Source organism: Microbacterium esteraromaticum (assembly GCF_900163815.1).
Lineage (GTDB): Bacteria > Actinomycetota > Actinomycetes > Actinomycetales > Microbacteriaceae > Microbacterium > Microbacterium esteraromaticum_B.
Map to the genome: position 1 here is coordinate 93,199 of NZ_FUKO01000009.1, position 21,713 is coordinate 114,911.

General features: G+C 67.2%; 19 protein-coding genes. 7 read left to right on the plus strand and 12 right to left on the minus strand.

Features of this window, described 5'->3' with window-relative positions:
• Positions 1-33: 33 nt before the first annotated feature.
• Positions 34-3,441 carry a pyruvate carboxylase gene (locus tag FM104_RS02415; RefSeq protein ID WP_087129865.1) on the minus strand — a complete coding sequence of 1,136 codons (3,408 nt, stop codon included), beginning with the start codon at positions 3,439-3,441 and terminating at the stop codon, positions 34-36.
• Between the two features lie 91 nt (positions 3,442-3,532).
• Here FM104_RS02415 and FM104_RS02420 point away from each other — a divergent pair, with 91 nt between their 5' ends.
• Positions 3,533-4,345, plus strand: a complete 813-nt coding sequence (locus tag FM104_RS02420) for a ParA family protein (RefSeq protein WP_087129866.1) — start codon at positions 3,533-3,535, stop codon at positions 4,343-4,345.
• Positions 4,346-4,500: 155 nt separating this feature from the next.
• Here FM104_RS02420 and FM104_RS02425 read toward each other — a convergent pair whose 3' ends face one another.
• The 3 genes from FM104_RS02425 to FM104_RS02435 all read right to left on the minus strand — a co-directional run bounded on the left by FM104_RS02425 (position 4,501) and on the right by FM104_RS02435 (position 6,319).
• A complete protein-coding gene (locus FM104_RS02425; protein WP_087129867.1) occupies positions 4,501-5,046 on the minus strand; it encodes a MerR family transcriptional regulator in 546 nt (181 codons plus the stop codon).
• A 98-nt stretch (positions 5,047-5,144) separates the two neighbouring features.
• Positions 5,145-5,834 carry a transcriptional regulator FtsR gene (ftsR, locus tag FM104_RS02430; RefSeq protein WP_087129868.1) on the minus strand — a complete coding sequence of 230 codons (690 nt, stop codon included), beginning with the start codon at positions 5,832-5,834 and terminating at the stop codon, positions 5,145-5,147.
• The gene (locus tag FM104_RS02435; RefSeq protein WP_373407827.1) at positions 5,834-6,319 is read right to left on the minus strand and encodes an FHA domain-containing protein; all 486 of its coding nucleotides are present in this window, start codon (positions 6,317-6,319) and stop codon (positions 5,834-5,836) included. The genes ftsR and FM104_RS02435 overlap by 1 nt, the downstream gene beginning before the upstream one ends.
• Positions 6,320-6,440: 121 nt before the next feature.
• Between FM104_RS02435 and lpdA the strand changes: the two genes are divergently transcribed.
• Positions 6,441-7,838, plus strand: coding sequence for a dihydrolipoyl dehydrogenase (gene lpdA / locus FM104_RS02440; protein WP_087129869.1), 1,398 nt, complete (start codon positions 6,441-6,443; stop codon positions 7,836-7,838).
• An 81-nt stretch (positions 7,839-7,919) separates the two neighbouring features.
• Here the strand turns inward: lpdA and FM104_RS02445 are convergent, their stop codons facing one another.
• From FM104_RS02445 to FM104_RS02475, 7 genes are all read right to left on the minus strand, one after another.
• Entirely contained in the window at positions 7,920-9,035 is a 1,116-nt protein-coding gene (locus tag FM104_RS02445) for an FAD-dependent oxidoreductase (RefSeq protein WP_087129870.1), read from the minus strand.
• On the minus strand, positions 9,022-9,744 hold the full coding sequence (locus tag FM104_RS02450; RefSeq protein WP_087129871.1) for a methyltransferase domain-containing protein: 723 nt from the start codon (positions 9,742-9,744) through the stop codon (positions 9,022-9,024). The genes FM104_RS02445 and FM104_RS02450 overlap by 14 nt, the downstream gene beginning before the upstream one ends.
• A complete protein-coding gene (locus tag FM104_RS02455) occupies positions 9,741-10,895 on the minus strand; it encodes a type III polyketide synthase (RefSeq protein ID WP_087129872.1) in 1,155 nt (384 codons plus the stop codon). Before FM104_RS02455 ends, FM104_RS02450 begins: the two co-directional genes overlap by 4 nt.
• A 72-nt stretch (positions 10,896-10,967) precedes the next feature.
• Positions 10,968-11,630, minus strand: coding sequence for a CYTH domain-containing protein (locus FM104_RS02460; RefSeq protein WP_087129873.1), 663 nt, complete (start codon positions 11,628-11,630; stop codon positions 10,968-10,970).
• Positions 11,620-11,835, minus strand: a complete 216-nt coding sequence (locus FM104_RS02465; protein ID WP_087129874.1) for a response regulator — start codon at positions 11,833-11,835, stop codon at positions 11,620-11,622. The genes FM104_RS02460 and FM104_RS02465 overlap by 11 nt, the downstream gene beginning before the upstream one ends.
• Before the next feature lie 58 nt (positions 11,836-11,893).
• Positions 11,894-12,364: a prepilin peptidase gene (locus tag FM104_RS02470; protein ID WP_087129875.1), complete on the minus strand. Its 471-nt coding sequence runs from the start codon at positions 12,362-12,364 to the stop codon at positions 11,894-11,896.
• A 54-nt stretch (positions 12,365-12,418) separates the two neighbouring features.
• Positions 12,419-12,709 (minus strand): DUF1905 domain-containing protein, encoded by a 291-nt coding sequence (locus FM104_RS02475; RefSeq protein WP_087129876.1) that lies wholly within the window; start codon positions 12,707-12,709, stop codon positions 12,419-12,421.
• A 102-nt stretch (positions 12,710-12,811) separates the two neighbouring features.
• Here FM104_RS02475 and FM104_RS02480 point away from each other — a divergent pair, with 102 nt between their 5' ends.
• The 3 genes from FM104_RS02480 to FM104_RS02490 are packed head-to-tail and all read left to right on the plus strand — an operon-like array spanning position 12,812 to position 18,497.
• Positions 12,812-13,540: a hypothetical protein gene (locus FM104_RS02480; RefSeq protein WP_087129877.1), complete on the plus strand. Its 729-nt coding sequence runs from the start codon at positions 12,812-12,814 to the stop codon at positions 13,538-13,540.
• Positions 13,525-15,081, plus strand: a complete 1,557-nt coding sequence (locus FM104_RS02485; protein WP_256971479.1) for a DNA polymerase Y family protein — start codon at positions 13,525-13,527, stop codon at positions 15,079-15,081. The genes FM104_RS02480 and FM104_RS02485 overlap by 16 nt, the downstream gene beginning before the upstream one ends.
• Positions 15,081-18,497: an error-prone DNA polymerase gene (locus FM104_RS02490; RefSeq protein ID WP_087129878.1), complete on the plus strand. Its 3,417-nt coding sequence runs from the start codon at positions 15,081-15,083 to the stop codon at positions 18,495-18,497. Before FM104_RS02485 ends, FM104_RS02490 begins: the two co-directional genes overlap by 1 nt.
• A gap of 19 nt (positions 18,498-18,516) precedes the next feature.
• Here the strand turns inward: FM104_RS02490 and FM104_RS02495 are convergent, their stop codons facing one another.
• On the minus strand, positions 18,517-18,927 hold the full coding sequence (locus FM104_RS02495) for a hypothetical protein (RefSeq protein ID WP_087129879.1): 411 nt from the start codon (positions 18,925-18,927) through the stop codon (positions 18,517-18,519).
• Between the two features lie 104 nt (positions 18,928-19,031).
• On the opposite strand from FM104_RS02495, the gene FM104_RS02500 reads away from it, so the two are divergent.
• Together FM104_RS02500 and FM104_RS02505 are read left to right on the plus strand one after the other, a co-directional pair.
• Positions 19,032-21,227 carry an MMPL family transporter gene (locus FM104_RS02500; RefSeq protein ID WP_087129880.1) on the plus strand — a complete coding sequence of 732 codons (2,196 nt, stop codon included), beginning with the start codon at positions 19,032-19,034 and terminating at the stop codon, positions 21,225-21,227.
• A gap of 45 nt (positions 21,228-21,272) precedes the next feature.
• The gene (locus FM104_RS02505; RefSeq protein WP_087129881.1) at positions 21,273-21,707 is read left to right on the plus strand and encodes a pyridoxamine 5'-phosphate oxidase family protein; all 435 of its coding nucleotides are present in this window, start codon (positions 21,273-21,275) and stop codon (positions 21,705-21,707) included.
• Positions 21,708-21,713 lie beyond the last annotated feature (6 nt).

The following is a 21,713-nucleotide window of genomic DNA, read 5'->3' on the forward strand; positions in this document are numbered from 1 at the left end:
CAAGCTTGCGCGCAGACACGCGCCCGCCCAAGATTAGTGCGCCGAACGGATGACGACCAAAAGATCACCCGCGTCGACCTGCTGGGTGGCGCTGATCGCCAGTCGCTCGACGACGCCTTCGATGGGGGTGGTGATCGCCGCCTCCATCTTCATCGCCTCGATGGATGCGACCGGATCTCCAGCCTTCACCACGGTTCCCTCTTCGACTTTCAGCGTCACCGCACCGGAGAAGGGTGCCGCGATCTGGCCGGGCTTCGCCGTGTCGGCCTTCTCGATCTCGTGGGAATCAGCCGCCACTGATCGATCGCGCACGGACACCGGCCGCAGCTGGCCGTTCAGCGTGGTCATCACCGTACGCATGCCCTTGGCGTCGGCATCGCCGATCGCCTCGAGACCCACGTACAGGCGCACACCTCGTTCGATTTCGACCGCGTGCTCCGCCCCCGGAGTCAAGCCGTAGAGGTAGTCGGCGGTCTCGAGCACCGAGAGGTCGCCGTACTGCTCGCGGTACTGGCTGAAGGTCTTGGTCGGCGCGGGGAACAGCAGCTCGTTCAGCATGCCGCGACGCTCGTCCGACGCTCCGTCGAGCGCGGCACGCTGCGCATCGGAGATCGGAGTGATTGCGGCCTTGGCCGCGCGGCCTGCGAGAACCTTGCTGCGGAACGGCTCGGGCCACCCTCCTGGCAGATCCCCCAGCTCGCCCGACATGAAGCCGACCACCGAGTCCGGAATGTCGTACTTCTCCGGGTTGGCCTCGAAATCGGCCGGATCTGCCTTGACGGCTGCGAGATGCAGCGCCAGGTCTCCGACGACCTTCGATGACGGGGTCACCTTCGGCACGCGACCGAGGATCCGGTCGGCGGCCGCATACATGTTCTCGATGAGCTCGAAGTCATCCGCAAGACCGAGGGCGATCGCCTGCTGGCGCAGGTTGGACAGTTGACCGCCGGGGATCTCGTGGTGGTACACACGGCCAGTCGGGCTGGGAAGCCCCGATTCGAATGGCCGGTACAGCTGGCGGGTCGCTTCCCAGTACGGTTCGAGATCGGAGGCCGCCTGCAGGTCGATCCCGGTGTCCCGCTCGGTGTGGGCGAGCGCGGCGATCAGCGCCGAGAGCGAGGGCTGGCTCGTGGTTCCCGACATCGGCGCGGAAGCGACGTCGACAGCATCCGCCCCGGCATCGCTCGCCGCGAGCAGCGTTGCCAGCTGACCGCCGGCAGTGTCGTGCGTGTGCACGTGCACCGGCTGATCGAAGCGCTCGCGCAGCGCGGTGACGAGTTTCGCTGCCGCGGCAGGGCGCAGCAGGCCGGCCATGTCCTTGATGCCGATCACGTGGGCGCCGGCATCGACGATCTGCTCCGCGAGATGCAGGTAGTAGTCGAGGGTGTAGAGGTTCTCACCGGGGTTCAGCAGGTCGCCGGTGTAGCAGAGGGCGCCTTCCGCGACTGCGGTGCCGGTTTCGAGCACGGCATCGATCGCAGGGCGCATCTGCGAGACATCGTTGAGGGCGTCGAAGATGCGGAAGATGTCGACGCCGGTGGCTGCGGCCTCGCGGACGAATGCGTCGGTGACCTCGGTCGGGTACGGCGTGTAGCCGACCGTGTTGCGTCCGCGCAGCAGCATCTGAATGTTGATGTTCGGCAGCGCTTCGCGCAGCGCGGCCAGGCGCTCCCACGGGTCTTCGCCGAGGAATCGCAGCGCGACATCGTAGGTCGCTCCGCCCCATGCTTCGACCGACAGCAGCTGCGGCGTCATCCGCGCCACGTACGGCGCGACCGCGACGAGGTCGCGCGTGCGCACACGCGTCGCCAGCAGCGACTGGTGGGCGTCGCGGAAGGTGGTCTCGGTGACGGCGAGCGGATGCTGCGCGCGCAGCGCCGCTGCGAATCCGGCAGGGCCCAGCTGCTGCAGCTGCTGGCGCGAGCCCGCAGGCGCATCCGCACTCACATCGAGGGTCGGGAGCTTCTGCGCAGGAGCGACGGTGAGCGGATTCTCCCCGTAGGGCTTGTTGACCGTCGTGTCGACCAGCCAGTTCAGGATCTTCGATCCGCGGTCCTTCGACACGCGACCGCGCAGAAGTTCCGGACGCTCATCGATGAACGACGTCGACAGGTCGCCCTCGGCGAAAGACGGGTCATCGAGCACGGCTTGCAGGAAGGGAATGTTCGTGGAGACGCCGCGGATGCGGAACTCGGCCAGGGCCCGACGGGCCCGCGAGACAGCGGTGCCGAAAGTGCGCCCGCGGCAGGTGAGCTTGGACAGCATCGAGTCGAAGTAGGGGCTGATCTGCGCACCGGCGGCGGTGGTGCCGCCGTCGAGACGGATACCGGCGCCGCCCGGCGACCGGTAGGTGGTGATCTTGCCGGTATCGGGGCGGAAGCCCTGCGTCGGATCCTCGGTGGTGATTCGGCACTGCAGCGCCGCGCCGCGCAGGCGGATATCGTCCTGTTCGAGGTCAAGGTCTGCGAGCGTCGCACCGTCCGCGATCTGCATCTGCGCGCGGACGAGATCGATGTCGGTGACCTCCTCGGTCACCGTGTGCTCGACCTGGATGCGAGGGTTCATCTCGATGAAGACGATCTCGCCGGTGCGAGGACCGGAGGTCTCCAGCAGGAACTCCACCGTGCCCGCGTTCTGATAGCCGATCGACTCGGCGAAGGCGATGGCGTGCCGGTGCAGCGCGCTGCGGGTGTCATCGTCGAGGTTCGGTGCCGGGGCGATCTCGATGACCTTCTGGTGGCGACGCTGCACCGAGCAGTCGCGCTCGAACAGGTGCACGGTGCTGCCGTGTCCGTCAGCGAGGATCTGCACCTCGATGTGGCGGGGGCGCAGCACGGCCTGCTCGAGGAACATGCGATCGTCGCCGAAGGCGGCACCCGCCTCGCGCATCGCCTCGGCGAGTGCGGGCCCGAGCTCTTCCCTGGTGGCGACGCGTCGCATCCCGCGGCCGCCGCCGCCGGCGACAGCCTTCGCGAACAGCGGGAAGCCGATCTCATCTGCCTGGGCGAGCAGCGCGTCGACATCGCCGGAGGCCTCAGTGGACCGCAGCACCGGCACACCTGCTTCGACAGCGTGCCGCTTCGCCTCGACCTTGTTGCCTGCCATCTCCAGAACGTGGGAGGGCGGACCGATGAAGGTGATGCCCGCCGCGGTCGCCTTCTCGGCGAGCTCGGGGTTCTCGGAGAGGAATCCGTACCCGGGGTAGATCGCGTCCGCGCCGGCATCCAGCGCGACCTGGATGATCTCATCCACGTCGAGGTATGCCTGCACGGGGTGGCCGCGCTCGCCGATCTCGTAGGCCTCATCGGCTTTCAGCCGGTGCAGGGAGCCGCGGTCCTCGTAGGGGAAGATCGCGACGGTGCGCGCCCCTACCTCATAGGCCGCGCGGAATGCACGGATCGCAATCTCACCGCGATTGGCCACCAAGATCTTCTGAAACATGCACACCTCTGGAGAGGTCGACGCGCGCCGATCGACGCGCAGGGCGGGGGCTGAGTGTCTCCCCAGACTAGGGCACGGTAACGTGTAGCTCGTGCACGTACTCAGCGTCAGCTCTCTCAAAGGGGGCGTCGGAAAGACGACCGTTACTCTCGGTCTCGCTTCCGCCGCCTTCGCCCGTGGCATCCGTACCCTCGTCGTCGACCTCGATCCACAATCGGATGTGTCGACCGGGATGGATATCCAGATCGCCGGCCGGCTGAACATCGCCGACGTTCTCGAGAATCCCAAGGAGAAGGTCGTCCGCCAGGCGATCACCACCAGCGGCTGGGCGAAGGTGCACCCCGGCACGATCGATCTGCTCATCGGCAGCCCGTCCGCGATCAACTTCGACGGCCCGCACCCGAGTGTGCGCGACGTGTGGAAGCTGGAAGAGGCACTGGCAACCGTCGAGAGCGAGTACGACCTCGTCCTGGTCGACTGCGCTCCGTCCTTGAACGCCCTCACGCGCACCGCGTGGGCGGCCAGCGACCGCGTGATGGTCGTCACCGAGCCCGGACTGTTCTCGGTCGCTGCTGCTGACCGTGCGCTGCGCGCTATCGAGGAGATCCGGCGCGGGCTCTCCCCCCGCCTTCAGCCGCTGGGCATCGTCGTGAACCGGGTGCGACCGCAGTCGATCGAGCATCAGTTCCGCATCAAGGAGCTGCGCGACATGTTCGGCCCGCTCGTGCTCGCCCCCCAGCTTCCGGAGCGCACATCACTGCAGCAGGCGCAGGGGGCGGCGAAGCCGCTGCACATCTGGCCGGGAGACTCCGCGCAGGAACTGGCCGCTGACTTCGACCTGCTGCTGGACCGCATCATCCGCGCCGGCCGTGTGCCTGTTCCCGAAAACGGCTCTCAGTCCTGACCCTCCCCCTGGGCGCTGAGCCTGGGTGGGCCTGGGCCGCTGAGCCTCGTGGGTGCCTGAGCCTGTCGAAGGGCGAACCCGTGAGCCGGGCCTACGCGCCCCGACGGCTCCGCGCGGCGCGGAGCGACAGTTGGAGTGGCGCGTGGCTAGAAGGGTTAGGCCGTGCGCTTGGAGCGCCGGGCGGCGAGTTCGTCGACCGGGTCCGGGGCCGTCGGATCGAATTCGACGAGTGTGGACTCGACTTCGCGAAGCACCTTGCCGACCGCGATGCCGAAGACGCCCTGACCGCGGCTGACGAGGTCGATCACCTCGTCGTTGGAGGTGCACAGGTATACCGATGCACCATCGCTCATCAGTGTGGTTCCGGCGAGATCGCGGATGCCGGAGGCGCGCAGCTGCTCGACAGCGGTGCGAATCTGCTGCAGCGAGATGCCGGTGTCGAGAAGTCGCTTCACCAGCTTGAGAACGAGAATGTCGCGGAATCCGTAGAGCCGCTGCGATCCGGAGCCGCTGGCTCCGCGAACCGTCGGGACGACCAGTTCGGTGCGCGCCCAGTAGTCGAGCTGACGGTAGGTGATGCCCGCCGCACGAGCGGCGACCGCACCCCGGTATCCGACCTCATCATCCATAGCGGGAAGCCCGTCTGTGAAGAGAAGTTCGGACACGAACCGCGGGCTGCCTGAAAGCTCATCCGCATTCATATTCATTCCCTCCTGGCCGACTACCTCAACGCTAGAGCAGGGCACGTGTCCCGGCAATGACATCCGACTCACCTCGAAGGTGTGTCGCAACCCGTTCGTTACGTAAGCGCTCGCTCGAGCGCCTGCTTCACCAGAAGACTGCGCACATCGTCGATCTGCGTGGCGAGCTCTGGGGCAAGTTCTGAGGCACGACCGCGCGACGCGGCATCCGTCCGGCGCAGCAGTGTGGAAAGGGCTGATTCGATCAGCGCCGCCTCACGCTCTGCGTTCTGACGAAGGCTGCGCAGGTGGCGCGGTTCGATGCCGTGACGAGCCAGCGACACCAGGCCGGACAGCAGCGTGACGATCTGCTCCGGGTAGCTCTCGGCGGCGGTGATGAGGTTGGCGCTGATGGCATCGTTGAGAAGCTGCGGGGTCGCACCGGTGCGCGCGACGAGCTCATCTCGGCGGTATCGGCGCGCGGTCGGCGCGATGGATGGCGGCGCGAGAGCGCTCCACGCCTCGCCCCTGGCCTCGGCGTCGTCGAGCTGCTCGCGAATGACGCTGAGCGGAAGATAGTGGTCGCGCTGCAGCGTCAGCGCGGTGCGCAGGCGATCGACGTCGGATGCCGAGAACTTGCGGTACCCGGATTCCGTGCGCGAAGGCGAGACGATCTTCTGCGCCTCGAGGAAACGCAGCTTGCTCGAGGTGAGCTGAGGGAATTCTGGTGTGAGACGAGCCAGCACCTGGCCGATGCTGAGCAGACCCGCGGGCTCAGATCGACCCCGCGCGGCACCCGCCGCCGCCATCAGTCTGTCGCCGTTGCGAGGTCGATCGGTGAAGCGAAGAAGTTCATCCGGAACTTGCCGATGCGCAACTCGTAACCAGTGGCGAGCTCGCTGCGATCGACGCGTTCGCCGTTGACATAGGTACCGTTCAGCGAGCGCTGATCGATGATCTCGAAGGCGGTGCCCGACCGAGTGATCTCTGCGTGACGACGCGAAACGGTCACGTCATCGAAGAAGATGTCTGCCTCGGGGTGGCGTCCGACGGTGGTGACCTCGGCGTCCAGCAGATACCGAGCGCCGGCCAGCGCGCCTGCGCGCACCAGCAGCAGCGCGGAACCGCCGGGCAGCGCGGCGATCGCGGCGCTCTCCGCTTCGGTGAGATCGGCCCCGAAGGGCACGAAAGAAAGGTCGGACTCATGACCAAAGGTCTGCGTCACGTCATGACGCTGCTCACCATTGCGGTGGATCGCGCCGCCGGCGCCGGTTGTGCTGTCGCTATCTCTCACAGTCGTCCCTCCCTGACGCTCCAGCCTATCGGATGCCGAGGCCTCATCGGGAGGCCGGACTTGTCCTTTTCTGTCCCGCATCTGCTCTCTCGCGATCCAGCGCAGGCGATAGGCTGGGAACATGCCACACTACGATGTCGTCATCCTCGGCGCGGGCCCTGGCGGATACGTCGCCGCCGTCCGCAGCGCCCAGCTCGGCCTGTCCACCGCGATCATCGAGGAGAAGTACTGGGGCGGTGTGTGTCTGAACGTCGGATGCATCCCCTCGAAGGCTCTGCTCAAGAATGCGGAACTGGCCCACACTCTGAATCACAAGGCCGATTTCTTCGGCATCTCGGGTGATTTCACCATCGATTTCGGCAAGGCGTTCGATCGCAGCCGCGAGGTCGCGGAGGGTCGTGTCAAGGGCATCCACTTCCTGATGAAGAAGAACAAGGTGACCGAGTACAACGGTCGCGGAACCTTCACCGGGCCGAAGGCGATCTCTGTCGCCAAATCCGATGGGTCGACCGAAGAGGTGACCTTCGACAACGTCATCATCGCCACCGGCTCGAAGGTGCGTCTGCTTCCTGGCGTCGAGCTCAGCGAGAACGTCGTCACCTACGAAGAGCAGATCCTCACCCGCGAGCTGCCGAAGTCGATCGTCATCGTCGGTGCCGGCGCGATCGGCATGGAGTTCGCATACGTCATGACGAACTACGGCGTGAAGGTCACGATCATCGAGTTCCTCGACCGCGCGCTTCCCAATGAGGATCCCGATGTGTCGAAGGAGATCACCAAGCAGTACAAGAATTACGGTGTCGACATCCTCACCTCCACCAGGGTCGAGAAGATCGTCGACAACGGTTCCTCCGTCTCGGTCACATACACCGGCAAGGACGGCAACCAGACCTCCATCGACACGGACAAGGTGCTCATGTCCGTCGGATTCGCGCCCCGCGTCGAGGGCTACGGCCTCGACAAGACCGGCGTGAAGCTCACTGAGCGCGGCGCCATCGACATCGACGACCACATGCGCACGAACGTCGACGGCATCTACGCCATCGGCGACGTCACGATGAAGCTGCAGCTCGCGCACGTCGCCGAGGCGCAGGGCGTCGTGGCCGCCGAGACCATCGGCAAGGCCGAGACGCAGACGCTGGGCGACTACCGGATGATGCCGCGGGCGACGTTCTGCTCGCCTCAGGTCGCATCATTCGGCCTCACCGAGCAGCAGGCCAAGGACGAGGGGCACGACATCAAGGTCGTCACCTTCCCGTTCATGGCCAACGGCAAGGCGCACGGTCTGGGTGAGCCGGTCGGCTTCGTGAAGATGATCGCCGACACCGAGCATCTCGAACTGCTCGGCGCACACATGATCGGCCCGGATGTGTCCGAGCTGCTGCCCGAGCTGACGCTCGCGCAGAAGTGGGATCTCACCGCTCTGGAACTGGCCCGCAACGTGCACACGCACCCGACGCTGTCCGAGGCCCTGCAGGAGGGCTTCCACGGCCTCGCCGGACACATGATCAACTTCTGATCCGGCACCATTCCCGAGGAAGGCCCGGTCCTGGTGACCGGGCCTTCCTCATGCCGTGCACGTGTCGGGCGGGCCTCCGAATCACAGTCCTCCCATGGTCATGAGCCACGCCGCAGCGGGGCGCAGAGGTGCGGAGCCGAGCATGCGGATCAGCGTCTCGCGTGCAGGCGGGATGACGCCGGCGGCCGGACTGCCCATCGACATGTAGAAGTGCGCACGACGCTGCACAGCGGCGACCGCTCGTGCTGACCGACGGTCGTCACCGCTCAGCACACCTCCTGACTGCAGCGCCGCCTGGATCCTCTCGGCAAGGCGCCGGGCGTTCACCCAGCCGAGGTTCATGCCCTGGCCCCCGATCGGGCTGCTCTCGTGCGCCGCATCGCCGAGCAGCGCGATGCGAACATGCACAGCCCGCTCGGCGCGGTGCTGCTTCGCGGTGAACCCTGTGGGCACACAGTCGGCCGGTGGCGTGATGCGGATGCCGGTCCGAGCGTCGATCTCGCCGACGAAGGAGTCGGCAGAAAGCTCGGCGGCGTCATCGGTGTGACGCACGACCCACCTTCGCGCACCGGCCGGCAGAGGGAAGGATTCGACGATGCCCGCGGGTTCGCAGAACAGCCGGGCGACGGGGGCAGCATCCGGATCGGGGATGTCCATCATCGAATACCGCGCGCGGCCGGGCCGGGCGAGCCACGGGATGCCGAGCTGCGTGCGCACGATGCTGCGAACGCCATCAGCGGCGATGAAGAAGGAGGAAGTCAGCTCTTTGGCCATCGCTTCTTCGACGACCTGCACCCGAACGACGGCACCGTCCTGCTCCACGGTTCGCACTTCGCACCCGGTGCGCATCGCTGCACCCAACTGCTGAAGGCGCCCGCGCAGCACGGCGTCTGTGCGCCCCTGGGGCAGGGCGAGCACCTCGCGCCGACCGACCAGCGGAACCGATGCCAGCATCCGCCCGCGAGCGAAGACCTCCGCGCCTTCGAGACGCACAGCCGACTGGCGGATCTGCTCCCCCACCCCGGCCTCATCGAGTGCGGCAAGACCAGGCGGGTGCAGTCCGATCGCCCGTGTACGTCCATCGACGCCGTCGCCGCTATCGCAGACGAGCACATCGATCCCGCGCCCCGCAAGCAGGCAGCCGAGCATCAAGCCCACCGGTCCCGCCCCGGCGATGATCACCTCATGATCGGCCATCCCCCGCCTCCCATCGCAGCAGCAGACGGGCCGGCATCCGCTCTTCCACGCGCCACCCGGCGGGTGCCGTTTCGGCGAGCTCCGCGGCGGTGTACGAACGGCGGATGCTGGTGAGCCCGTCCGGACGGATGAAGGAACCAGCCAGCAGGTTCCACGCGAACGGCGCGGTCGCGGCGGCGAACAGGAGATATGCGGCCCTGCTCCGGGCGATATCGCTGTGGATGACTACCCCGTGGGGAGCGGTGAGCATCTGCGAATCGCCCAGGAGGCCGGCGAGGTCTGCGGCAGTCAGATGGTGCAGAACATGATTCGAGAGAATCACGTCGAATTCGTCGCCCTCGTGCACAAGTTCGGATGACGACGCGCAGCGCCAGATCACCCGCCCGGTGTCATCGTGCTGCCGAGCCCAGCGAACCGCCCGAGGATCGGTGTCGACCGCGGTGATCTGCGCATCCAGTCCGTCGCGACGGAGCCTGCCGGCCAGCGCGCGGGTGAGGTCACCGCCACCGGAGCCGATATCCAGAATCCGCAGGCTCCGACTCTGTGCGCGCGGACGCACCTCGCGGCGATAGAGAGCGCGCGCGCCGGACACCACGGCGTTGACGAGACCGAACCGGGCATAGGTGCGCTCCAGCATGCTCAGATCCGCATCGGCAGCATCCATCCGTTCGCGCGCATGGACTGCCCGCGATGACAGGTCGGCGATCATTCCTCCCCTAGCACGGTGAGCAGCGCGCTCTCTGCCGTGAGACCGGGGCCGAAGGCCATCGCGGTCACCCGCTCTCCTGCTCTCGCATCGGATTCCTCGAGGATGTGCTTCAGGACGAACAGCACCGTCGCGCTCGACATGTTGCCGCAGGTGCGCAGCACTTCGCGCGCGGGCTGCAGCTGCGCATCGCTGAGATGCAGCCGGTCCTGCACATGGTCGAGGATGCTGCGTCCGCCGGGGTGGATCGCCCAGTGCTGCACCGCGTCGCCGATCCTTCCCTCGTCGAACGCCGCGCTCGGTGCGTCATCTTCTGCCCAGAGCGGGCCCAGAGCGGCCTCGATGTTCTCCCCGATGATCTTCGGGACAGCGGTGGAGAGCACCATCTCGAAGCCGCTGTCGCCGATGGTCCACGCCATGTCGCGCTCGCCCTCCGGCGCGATCGCCGTGTGGAAGCGATCCAGCGAGAAGGCCGGCACCGGGGTCGGCAGCTCTCTCGCCGTGACCACCCCCGCTGCCGCGCCGTCGGAGAACAGCGACGCTGCGATGATCTGGTCCGGATCATCGGAGGACCGCAGATGCAGGGTGCACAGCTCCACGCTGACCACCAGCACCACCGCCTGCGGATCTGCGCGGCAGAACTGTGCGGCGGCCCGCAGGGCCGGCATCGATGCGTAGCAGCCCATGAAGCCGAGGTGGTAGCGCTCGACCGAATCCGACAGGCCCAGAGCCCTGACGATCGCGTAGTCGGGGCCCGGGGCGTGAAAGCCGGTGCACGACACCGTCACGATGTGCGTCACATCACTGGCGACGAGGTCTGGATCTGCGTCGAGTGCACGGCGGGCCGCCGCGATGTAGAGCTGATCCGCCTCGCGGATGTAGATGTCATTGCGCGTCTTGGTTCCCGGGCTGAGAAGCGATCCAGACTCGCGGTCGTAGAACAGCGTCGACGATGCCTCTTGACTCGGGTCGAGTTCTGTCAGCACGCTGTGTCGCGTCTCGATGCCAGAGCCGTCGAAGGAGGCGGTGACCAGCCTTCGAGCGAGGCGCGAGAGTTCCGGCTGCGCGGCGAAGACATCGCGCACGGCATTCTGCTCGAGGACGATATCGGGCACGATCGTCTGCAGTGATCGCAGTTGAATAGGACGGCTCATGTGCACACACAAGCATTCCGCGCCGTCGGGGACAAGGGGCTTGCGTCAGAGCGCCCGCGTCCGATGCTGCCGTCAGGCGCCGAGCGCCCGAGCCAGCTTCGACCCTGACGAGGGCGGACGCCCGCCGCTTGCTCGGACCGCTTGTTCCACCGCCGTGAAGAAGGCATCGCGACCGGCATCATCGGTGGGGGCGGCGGGACCGAGCTCCATCTCCCATTCCCGCCAGCTGCGCTGCCTGCCGGCGCGCAGATCGGTCGCCCGCACATGATCATCAACGAATTCGGCGACGACTCCCTGTGCGTTGGACAGGTGAAACGCGACGCGGGAGTTCTCGATTCGCGCGAGCGGCTGCAGCTCAGCGGTCGTCCACTGCGCGACCGCGGCAGCGACGGCTTCCGGCATCTGATCGTCGACATCGAGCGGCCAGCCGAGTTCCAGCCGGCCGTCGCCCTGGCGCGGACCCTTGATGTGCCAACCGGCATCCGGCCCACCTGTGCGGCGGCGCAGCGCGACGCCAGCGCGTGCGAGCGCAGCATCGACCGTATCGAAGTAGCGGGCGTCGAGCTCGCGCGGCTCGCCTGCACTCACCCGGATGATGCCGGGAACAGCCGACCAGTCCGGCAGCGGCGTGTCAGCGTCCGCGTCGTATTTCCGCTCCACCTCGAACGTGCGCTGCGGCTCGGATGCCGCAGGTTCGGATGCCGCAGGTTCGGATGCCCCGGCGTCAGTCGTCACCGGGCGAGATCTCGTCACTGGATTCAACGAACCGGAACGCCACCTCGGAGGGACCGTCGTGATCGCCGGTGTTCGTCGCCTCGCCCTCGCGCTGATAGGTCAGCTGGGTCTCGCTGTAGGGCAGGATCAGGGATTCCTGGTCCACGCTTTCGAGCGGGATGATCTGCCCGTCGAGCGGGCCGCCGTGAAGTCGTGCGATTGCCATGTGCTCACCATAGTCCTCTGCGGCGACATCGGGCGGGAGCGCCGTGACGCGTTCGACCTCACGTCGCGACGATCGCGAGTGCGGCGCCGAGGATCATCCACGGGCCGAAAGCGATGCGGGTCTTCCGATTCGCGCGACGCAGCAGCATCAGTGTGATCGCGAAGAGCGAGCCGAGCAGAAACGCCGCAGCGGCTCCGATCAGCAGTGTCTGCCAGCTGTGCCACGCGAGCACGAGCCCGATCACCGCCGCGAGCTTCACATCGCCGCCGCCCATGCCCTGGCGCGAGGCCAGATGCATGACGGCGTAGAACGCGCCGAGAGCAAGACCGCCGAGCAGGGCGCGCAGCATCCGTCCGCCGTCTCCCGTCGCCAGCGCCTCGATGACGATCAGCAGCACGAGAGCGCCCAGGGTCGGCAGGACGATGCGATTGGGCAGACGGTGCGTGCGCGCATCGATGACGATCAGCCATGCTCCGAGTCCAGCCAGCAGCAGATGTGCGATCAGTACGACGACGCAATGGATGGGCACCCTGGCAGGCTAGGCGATCGCGGGCTGTCCGCGCGGATGCCTGTGGACAACTCGTCAGACATCGAGGATGTCGAGATCCACGGCGACGATGCCGCCTTCTTCGATCGACTGCTCTTGTCGCACCTGCTTCTTCAGCGGCAGCACGAAGGCCGATCCGTTGAAGAAGATCGAGGTCTTCCAGGTCGTGCTGCCGATCCGCGCCGCGACTCGCAGCGATCCGAAGCCGCGCGTCGGCGCGGGCAGCTCTCTGATCTCGGCGGAGAGCTCTTCGGGCAGCGTCGCGAAGAACCAGGATTCCACCCGCGCATCCCAGAGTGTGACGACGCTTTCGAACTCGATCCGCATGCACAGAGCGTATCCCGATCCCACCTCAGAGCAATGTCGGATGTCCGAACTATCGTGCAAGATATACTTGAAGTATTCGAAGTTATATTCGAGGATGGATGCATGGGGATCGGAACGGTTGCGGCGCTCTCCCCCGCCGATGAGCGAGCGGGAGACATTCTTCGACTGCGCCGCGAGATCGGGCGAATGCAGCGTCGCCGCAGTGAAGATGCGGTGCTGCCGGTGGATTCCGTGCTGCAGCCGCTGCTGCCGGAGAAGGGTCTGCAGACCGGAGCGGTGTACTCCGTCTCTCCCTCACCGAGTCTGATCTTCGCACTGATGAGTGCCGCCTCGCTCCGTGGCAGCTGGTGCGCAGCCGTGGGCATGCCGACCCTCGGTCTCGAGGCTGCGGCGGCTTACGGCATCGATCTCTCTCGCCTGATTCTGGTGCCCTCTCCCGGTGACAGATGGCTGGCTGTCGTCTCCGCTCTGGCCGAGGTGGTTCCGCTGATCGCGGTGAACCCCGGCACCCGCGTGCGCGATGCGGATGCCGCTCGGCTGGCCGCCCGGCTGCGCGATCGCGGCTGCACCATGCTGGCGACCGCCTCCCCTGCTGTTCCCGCCTGGCCGCAGAGCGAGGGGCTGATCAGCCTGCACGATCCGCACTGGGAGGGTCTGGGCGAAGGGTGGGGGCTGCTGTCGGATCGCACGGTGACGGTGACAGCGCAGACCCGATCCACCCCGCGTCCGAAGAGCCTGCGCGTGCGGCTTCCTGATGGGCTGGGCAGAGTCGAGACCGCCCCCGCCGAGGCCGCGTCTCTGCCCAGCCATCCCCGATGGGCGGTGGCGTGATGGCCGCGCAGGAGACGATGCGGATGCACGCCATCTGGTTTCCGGATTGGCCGCTGCGCGCAGCGCTGAAGGCTGCTCCCCCGCACCCGCCCACCGCGCTCGTGCATGCGAATGCTGTCGTGGCATGCACGGCCTCAGCCCGAGCACAGGGAGTGCGCGTCGGCCAGCGACGCCGTCTCGCGCAGAGCCGATTGCCGTCACTGCGGATGCTGCCGCACGACCCTGCCCAGGACGAACGCGCTTTTCTGCCGGTGCTGCGTCTGATCGAAGAGCATTCTCCGGGGGTGCATCTGCTGCGCCCTGGGCTCGCCGCACTCCGCTCCCGCGGGATCTCCCGCTTTCACGGCGGCGAAGCCGAAGCCGCCGACGTGCTGCGCGCGGTCCTCACCGACGCGGGGTATCCCGAGGTTCGGATCGGGGTGGCAGATGGTGCTTTCACTGCCGAGCTGGCTGCCCGAGCCGCCCCGACGCAGCAGGTGATCCCTCCCGGTGCTTCACGGGCCTTCCTCGCTCCTCTGCCGCTGCAGGTGCTCGGCGAGGGCGAGCTGGCAGGCCTGCTGCAGCGGCTCGGCATCACCACCCTCGGAGAGTTCGCTGCCCTCGATGCCAGCACTGTGCACGCCCGCTTCGGCGAGCACGGGGCGCGCCTGCACGCCCTGGCGTGCGGTGCGGATTCCCGCCCGCTCTCTCCCCGGCCGCCCGACCCTGAGCTGGCGAGGGAGAGCGAGTTCGAGACGCCGCTCGGCCAGACCGATCAGATCGCCTTCGCGGTTCGGCAGACGGCGGATGCTGTGCTGCTGGCTCTCGCAGATGCATCGGTGGTGTGCACCGAGGTGCGCATCGATCTCACCGACGACGACGGACGCGTGTTCTCACGCACCTGGCTGCACCCGACCTGCTTCGACGCCGGCGACCTGGTCGACCGGATCCGCTGGCAGCTCGAGGCGATCATCGCCGAGTCCCCAGACGACGCCGATGCCGCGCATGCCTTCCGCGGCATCATAGGTGCGCGGATCATCCCCACAGCGATCGACGATGCCGCCCATCACCAGCTCGGGCTGTTCGGCTCAGGATCGGATGAGCGTCTGCACCATGCGGTCTCCCGGGTGCAGACGCTGCTCGGGCACCGCGGAGTGGTCACAGCCGCAGTGGCAGGTGGCCGGATGCTCGCCGACCGCCAGGTCCTCACTCCATGGGGAGAGCGCTCCGTCATCGAGCGCGACCCCGCACGCCCCTGGCCCGGAAGCCTGCCCGGCCCCCTGCCCTCGGAGGTGTTCATCCCCGCGCGTCCCATTCGCGTGGTGGGGCCGGGCGGTGCCGAAGTCCGTGTCGATGCCCGGGGAGATCTCTCGCAGACTCCTACCCGGATCGACGATGACGAGGTGATCGGATGGGCCGGCCCCTGGCCGATGAGCGAGCACCGGTGGGATGCCGAGCGAGTCAGATGCGGCCACCGCTTTCAGCTGCTGGATGCCAGGCATCGAGCCTGGCTGGTCTTCCTTTCCGAGGGGTGCTGGTGGGCTGAGGGGAGGTATCGCTGATGGCGGGATGGCACAACCCGAAGCTGTCCTGGGCGGAGCTGGAGCGCACGCTCAGCGCACCGACGGCGCCAGCATCCGCCGAGCCCTCAGGAGACCGCGTCGACCCCGGTCCGCTGAGCAGGCACCGTGCGCCGGCCGCTCCCCCGGCCGTGGCGCGACCAGAGCATGCCGTGCCCTATGCCGAGCTGCATGCACACAGCTCCTACTCCTTTCTCGATGGCTCGTCGTCACCGGATAATCTGCTGGCCGAGGCCGAAGCCCTGGGGCTGACCGCGCTGGCGATCACCGACCATGACGGCTTCTACGGTGCGGCGCGCTTCGCCGAAGCCGCCGAGTTCACCGGAGTGCAGACAGTGTTCGGCGCGGAACTGTCGCTGGGGCTGAACGAGGGGATGCTGTCGAGTCCGTCCCCGGAACGGCGCGGCGCGGCAGATCCCACGAGCGAGCACCTGCTCGTGCTGGCGCGAGGTGTAGAGGGGTATCACCGACTCGCCGGCGCCATCACCCGCGCTCAGCTGCGCGGCGGCGAGAAGGGTCGCCCGCTCTACGACATCGATGATCTGGCCGCCAGCGCGGGCGGCCACTGGACGATTCTGACCGGATGCCGCAAGGGCGCCGTGCGGCGCGGTCTGGCCGACGGCGACGCCGAGACACCGCTGCGCCGATTGGTGGATCTGTTCGGCGGGGATCAGGTCGCCGTCGAGCTCATCGACCACGGCGATCCACTCGACACCCGCCGCAATGACACTCTCGCCGAGCTCGCCACCGCCCTGCACCTGCGCACCGTCGCCACGAACAACGTGCACTACGCCGTACCGGAAGGTGCGCGACTGGCCGAGGCCATCGCAGCCGTGCGCGCCACCCGCAGCATGGATGAGCTGGATGGCTGGCTGCCCGCACACGGCACCGCGCATCTGCGCAGCGGCGCTGAGATGAGTCGTCGCTTCCGTCGTTATCCAGGAGCGATCGAGAACGGCCTGCGCATCGCTGCGGAATGCGCCTTTCCCCTGCGGCGGGCACGTCCGGCCCTGCCGCAGACACCGGTGCCGGAGGGGCGGACGACGATGAGTCATCTGCGTGCGCTGGTCTGGGAAGCCGTGCCGCGACTGTACCCGCGGCTCGACACCGAGGGGCGCTCGCGGATCGAACGTGAGTTGAATGTCATCGAGGAGAAGGACTTTCCGGGCTATTTCCTGATCGTGCACGGGATCGTGGAGGAAGCCAGACGACGCGGCATCCTCTGTCAGGGCAGAGGCTCGGCTGCGGCGAGCGCCGTCTGCTATCTGCTGGGCATCACCGCTGTCGATCCGATCCTCTATCGCCTTCCCTTCGAGCGCTTCCTGGCGACCACGCGCGAGGAGGAGCCCGATATCGATGTCGACTTCGATTCCAGTCGTCGCGAGGAGATCATCCAGTGGGTGTACCGCGAGTACGGCCGCGACCGTGCAGCTCAGGTGGCGAATGTCATCCAGTACCGGCCGAAGAATGCCATCCGCGATATGGCGAGAGCCCTCGGGCATGCACCGGGTCAGCAGGACGCCTGGTCTAAGCAGGTGGATGGCTGGGGCGCGACCCTGGAATCGACGGAGGGCAGCGACATCCCCGCCGATGTGCTCTCCTACGCCGGTGAGCTGCTGAAGGCGCCGCGGCACCTGGGCATCCACTCCGGCGGCATGGTGCTCACCGCACGCCCGGTGGGCGAGGTGGTTCCCGTGGAGCATGCCCGGATGGCCGATCGCACCGTGATCCAGTGGGACAAGGATGATGCGGCGTGGATGGGGCTGGTGAAGTTCGACCTGCTGGGCCTCGGGATGCTGGCTGCGCTGCGGCACTGCTTCGATCTGATCGAGGAGTCCACCGGCGAGCAGTGGACGCTGCAGTCGCTGCCGAAGGAGGAGTCGGCGGTGTACGACATGCTCTGCCGGGCCGATTCGATCGGCGTGTTCCAAGTGGAATCGCGAGCGCAGATGGGACTCCTGCCCAGGCTGCAGCCCCGCGAGTTCTACGAGCTGGCGATTCAGATCGCCCTGATCCGGCCGGGTCCGATCCAGGGCGGGGCCGTGCATCCATTCGTGCGGCGCAAGCTCGGGCAGGACCCGGTGACCTATGCGCACCCTGTGCTGGAACCGGTGCTGAAGCGCACTCTGGGCATCCCCGTATTCCAGGAGCAGCTGATCCAGATGGCGACGGTGCTCGGTGATTGCTCAGCTGATGATGCTGATCTGCTGCGACGGGCGATGGGATCCAAGCGCGGGTTGGAGAAGATCGATCGCATCCGTGAAACGCTGTACTCCGGCATGGCCGAGAAGGGGCTCACCGGCGAGGCCGCCGATCGCATCTACGCGCAGATCCAAGCGTTCTCGAACTTCGGCTTCGCCGAATCGCACTCGCTGTCGTTCGCACTGCTCGTCTATGCCAGCTCCTGGGTGAAGCTGCACTATCCCGCCGCTTTCCTGGCGGGGCTGCTGCGCGCGCAGCCGATGGGGTTCTACTCAGCATCGTCACTGACCTCGGATGCCCGTCGGCACGGCGTGCGGGTGCTGCGTCCCGATCTGCATGCTTCCGGGGCGATGGATGCCCTGGAGCGAATCGAAGACGGTCCGGGTCCGACCGGTCTCGCCTCCTGTCAGCACGCGAGCGAGCCGCACTCTCCTCGCCCGTTCGATCGGCATGCCCCTGACGAGTCGGCTGCGCACCGCCGAGATCGCAGATTCGCGGTGCGGCTCGGACTCTCCGGCGTGCGCGGCATCGGCACGGCCCTGGCGGAGCGGATCGTCACCGCACGAGAGCAGCACGGACCATTTCGCGACCTGCACGATCTCGTACGGCGCACGGATGCCACCGCCGCTCAATTGGAGGCGCTGGCATCTGCGGGAACATTCGACTGCCTCGGCATCAGTCGGCGCACGGCGATGTGGATGGCAGGTTCCGCCAGCGAGGACCGGGCACGCTTCCTTCCCGGTACGGCGGTGTCGGTGCAGCCGCCACTGTTCGCCGATCAGAGCAGCCACGAGCAGTTGGTGGCGGATCTGTGGGCGACGGGCATCTCCACCGATGACCACCCGATCGCGCATTTCCGGGAATCCCTCCGTGATCGGGGTGTGCTGCGCTCAGACCAGTTGCGCGACCATGAGGAGGGCAGGCGCGTCGAAGTGGCGGGGCTCGTCACGCATCGGCAGCGCCCGGCCACGGCGAGTGGGATCACCTTCGTCAATCTCGAAGACGAGGAGGGACTGGTCAATGTGGTGTGCTCGACGGGAGTATGGAGCCGCTACCGTCAGGTGGCCCGGGACTCGCCCGCGCTCATCGTGCGCGGGATGCTGGAGCGATCGAATGAGGGCGTGGTGAATATCCTTGCCGATGCATTCGAAGATCTGCGCACGCGCTTCGTACATCGCTCGCGCGATTTCCGCTGAGCATTCTGCCGATGTCGCCTCACCAGAATCGCTTCGGCGGCGGGGTCTGCGGCCGATCCGTCCCGCCCCACCGGTCAGACTCTGCTTTGGCCGCCAGAGCCGCAGCATCCGCTTCGCTGAGTGCATCTGCAGCGGACTGCCGTGCATCCACCGCCATGACCGTGAGCGTCGTCCGCGGACCGCAGGCCGTATCGACGACGCTGCAGTCGCGCACCTGCGCCCGCCACGTGTCGACCTGATCGCGAGGAACGTCGCGCAGCTGATAGCCAATTCCCCGATTGAGGTCACGCACCGCCACGATCTCGCCCGCATCCGAAGCCCACGCGGCCGATGCCTCCGCGTCCGCCTGCCGCGCGCGGACCTGCGTGATCTCTACCCGATTCCCACTGGGAACCGGGACGACCGCATAGATCACCAGCGTTCTCTCCATGTCCACACTCTAGGCCGCTGCTGCGCCCTCCGGGAGGGCGTCGGCGATTCTCATTGGCGGCCGTGTGACGGTGCTAGCGTGGCCACAGCGAACCGGGGAGAAGCATGACAACACGGGCTGAACTGCGACAGCGACAGAACACCGGCCGACCATGGCTGCGCGGGCTGCTCTCGGGAGTGATCATCCTGCTCTGGCTCGTGGGCGCCGGCCTGGGCGGACCGCTGTTCGGCAAGGTCGATGAGGTCTCCTCCAACGACCGCACCGCCTACCTGCCGGACTCGGCGCCCGCCACCGAGGTGCAGAAGTCGCTCGAGGCCTTTCTGGGGGCGGACTCGATTCCCGCAGTGGTCGTCTTCGAGGCAGATGCTGAGATCGACGATGCCACGAAGGATGCGCTGAGCACGGCCTTGTCCGATGCTGTCACCGCCGAGGGAGTGAAGGGCGATTCGTCTCCCGTGCTCGTCTCTGAAGACAAACGTGCCGCGCAGGCGTTCGTGCCGATCGATGCGGATGCCGATGTCGGCGACGTGTCCGCCGCCCTCTCGAAAGATCTGCGCAGCGCGGTGCCCGATGGCATCACCGTGTACACCACCGGCCCTGCCGGCTTCACCGCTGACCTCATCGCCGGGTTCGCCGGCATCGACGGCATCCTGCTGCTGGTGGCGCTGCTCGCGGTCCTGGTGATCCTGATCATCGTCTACCGATCGCTGCTGCTCCCGCTCGTCGTGCTCAGCACCAGCCTGTTCGCGCTGTGCGTGGCGCTGCTGGTCGTGTGGTGGGCGGCCAAATTCGGCATCCTGCTGCTGAGCGGCCAGACCCAGGGAATTCTGTTCATCCTCGTCATCGGCGCCGCGACCGACTACTCGCTGCTCTTCGTGGCACGGTTCCGAGAGGAGCTGCGCGGCACCGAGCGGCGATGGCCGGCGGTCCGCGACGCGTGGAAGGGGACGTTCGAACCAATCCTCGCGTCTGGCGGTACGGTGATCGCCGGACTCCTCTGCCTGCTGCTCAGCGATCTGAAGTCCAACAGCACGCTGGGCCCGGTCGCGGCGATCGGCATCATCTTCGCGATGCTCGCGGCGCTGACCCTGCTGCCCGCCCTGTTGGGCCTGTTCGGCCGAGCGGTGTTCTGGCCGCGTCGTCCGCGTTTCGAGCCGCATCATGCCGCCGACGAGAACCCGCTCGAGGGCACCGGCATCTGGCAGCGTCTCGCCCGCCTCATCAGTCGCCGTCCGCGCGTCATCTGGATCACGACCGCGGTGGTCCTCGCACTCGCCGCGGTCGGCACCACCCAGCTGCAGGCGAGCGGTGTTGCGCAGTCGGACCTGGTGCTCGGCCAGTCCGAGGCGCGGGATGGGCAGCAGGTGCTCGGCAAGCACTTCCCCGGAGGATCGGGCAGTCCGGTCTACGTCCTGGTCGACCAGGCTCGGATGCAGGATGCCGCAGGCGTGCTCCTCGACACCGACGGCGTGGACGGTGTCTCGGTGACAGCATCGGACTCCCCCTCCGGAAGCGCGCCGATCACCGCAGAGGGCGTACAGGCATTCGGCCCGCCGGGGACCCCGGCACCCGACCCTACCCTCGTCGATGACCGGGTCCTGCTGCAGGGAACACTGGCCGATGCGGCCGACTCCGCCGCTGCCGAAGACACCGTTCTTGCTCTTCGTGCGGGGCTCGATGATCTCGATGCTCTGGTCGGAGGTGTGACGGCAACCGCGATCGACACGAATACAGCATCCATCCACGACCGGAACCTCATCATTCCGGTCATCCTCGTGGTGATCCTGGTGATCCTCATGCTGCTGCTGCGCGCGGTGCTCGCACCGGTGCTGCTGATCCTGACCACGGTGCTGTCGTTCGGGTCAGCGCTGGGAGTTTCGGCTCTGCTGTTCAACGGCGTCTTCGACTACCCGGGGGCAGATCCGGCGGTTCCGCTGTTCGGATTCGTCTTCCTGGTGGCACTGGGCATCGATTACAACATCTTCCTGATGACGCGGGTGCGCGAGGAGTCGCGCCGACACGGCACCCGTGAGGGAATCCTGCGGGGGCTGGCGGTCACCGGCGGCGTGATCACCTCGGCGGGCCTGGTGCTGGCGGCGACGTTCGCCGCGCTGTCGGTGATCCCGATCCTGTTCCTCGTGCAGATCGCCTTCATCGTCGCCTTCGGCGTGCTGCTGGACACCTTCATCGTGCGGTCGCTTCTGGTTCCGGCGCTCAGCTACGACATCGGATCCGCCATCTGGTGGCCGTCGAAGCTGTGGCGCGCGAGTGCCGCCCGCACGCCCAACGACGCTCCGTGACGAGATGCGGTCGCACTGCACGCGAAGTGCGCGTAGCGTCAGGCCATGAGCATTGATGCAGCCGACCGCGCTGCTGTCGGGCACTTCATTCGAGTGTGCGGAGCAGGCGTCATCGCGACGTGCGGAGCCGATGGCGCACCGCAGGCCGCCTATGTCAGCCTGACGACGGCTGCCTCAGGACTCGTGATCTTCGACGCCGCCGAGCACTCCCGCAAGGTCGCCAACATCAGAGCGCGCGAACGGGTTGCCATCGCGGTGACGGGAGCGGACACGACCGTCCAGATCGAGGGGCGGGCGCGGGTCACCCGCGACGAAGAGCGCTGGCGGCTCGGTGAGGAGTACAGCGACAGGTTCGCCGATTCGGCGGCGCTGGATGCCGGGTGCGAGGTGCTCGCCGTCGAGGTGGATTGGGTGCGGGTCTACGACGCCGGCGCGCATCCGCCGCATGTCTCGGAAGCAACCTGGTCGGCGGCGCAGTAGCGGGGC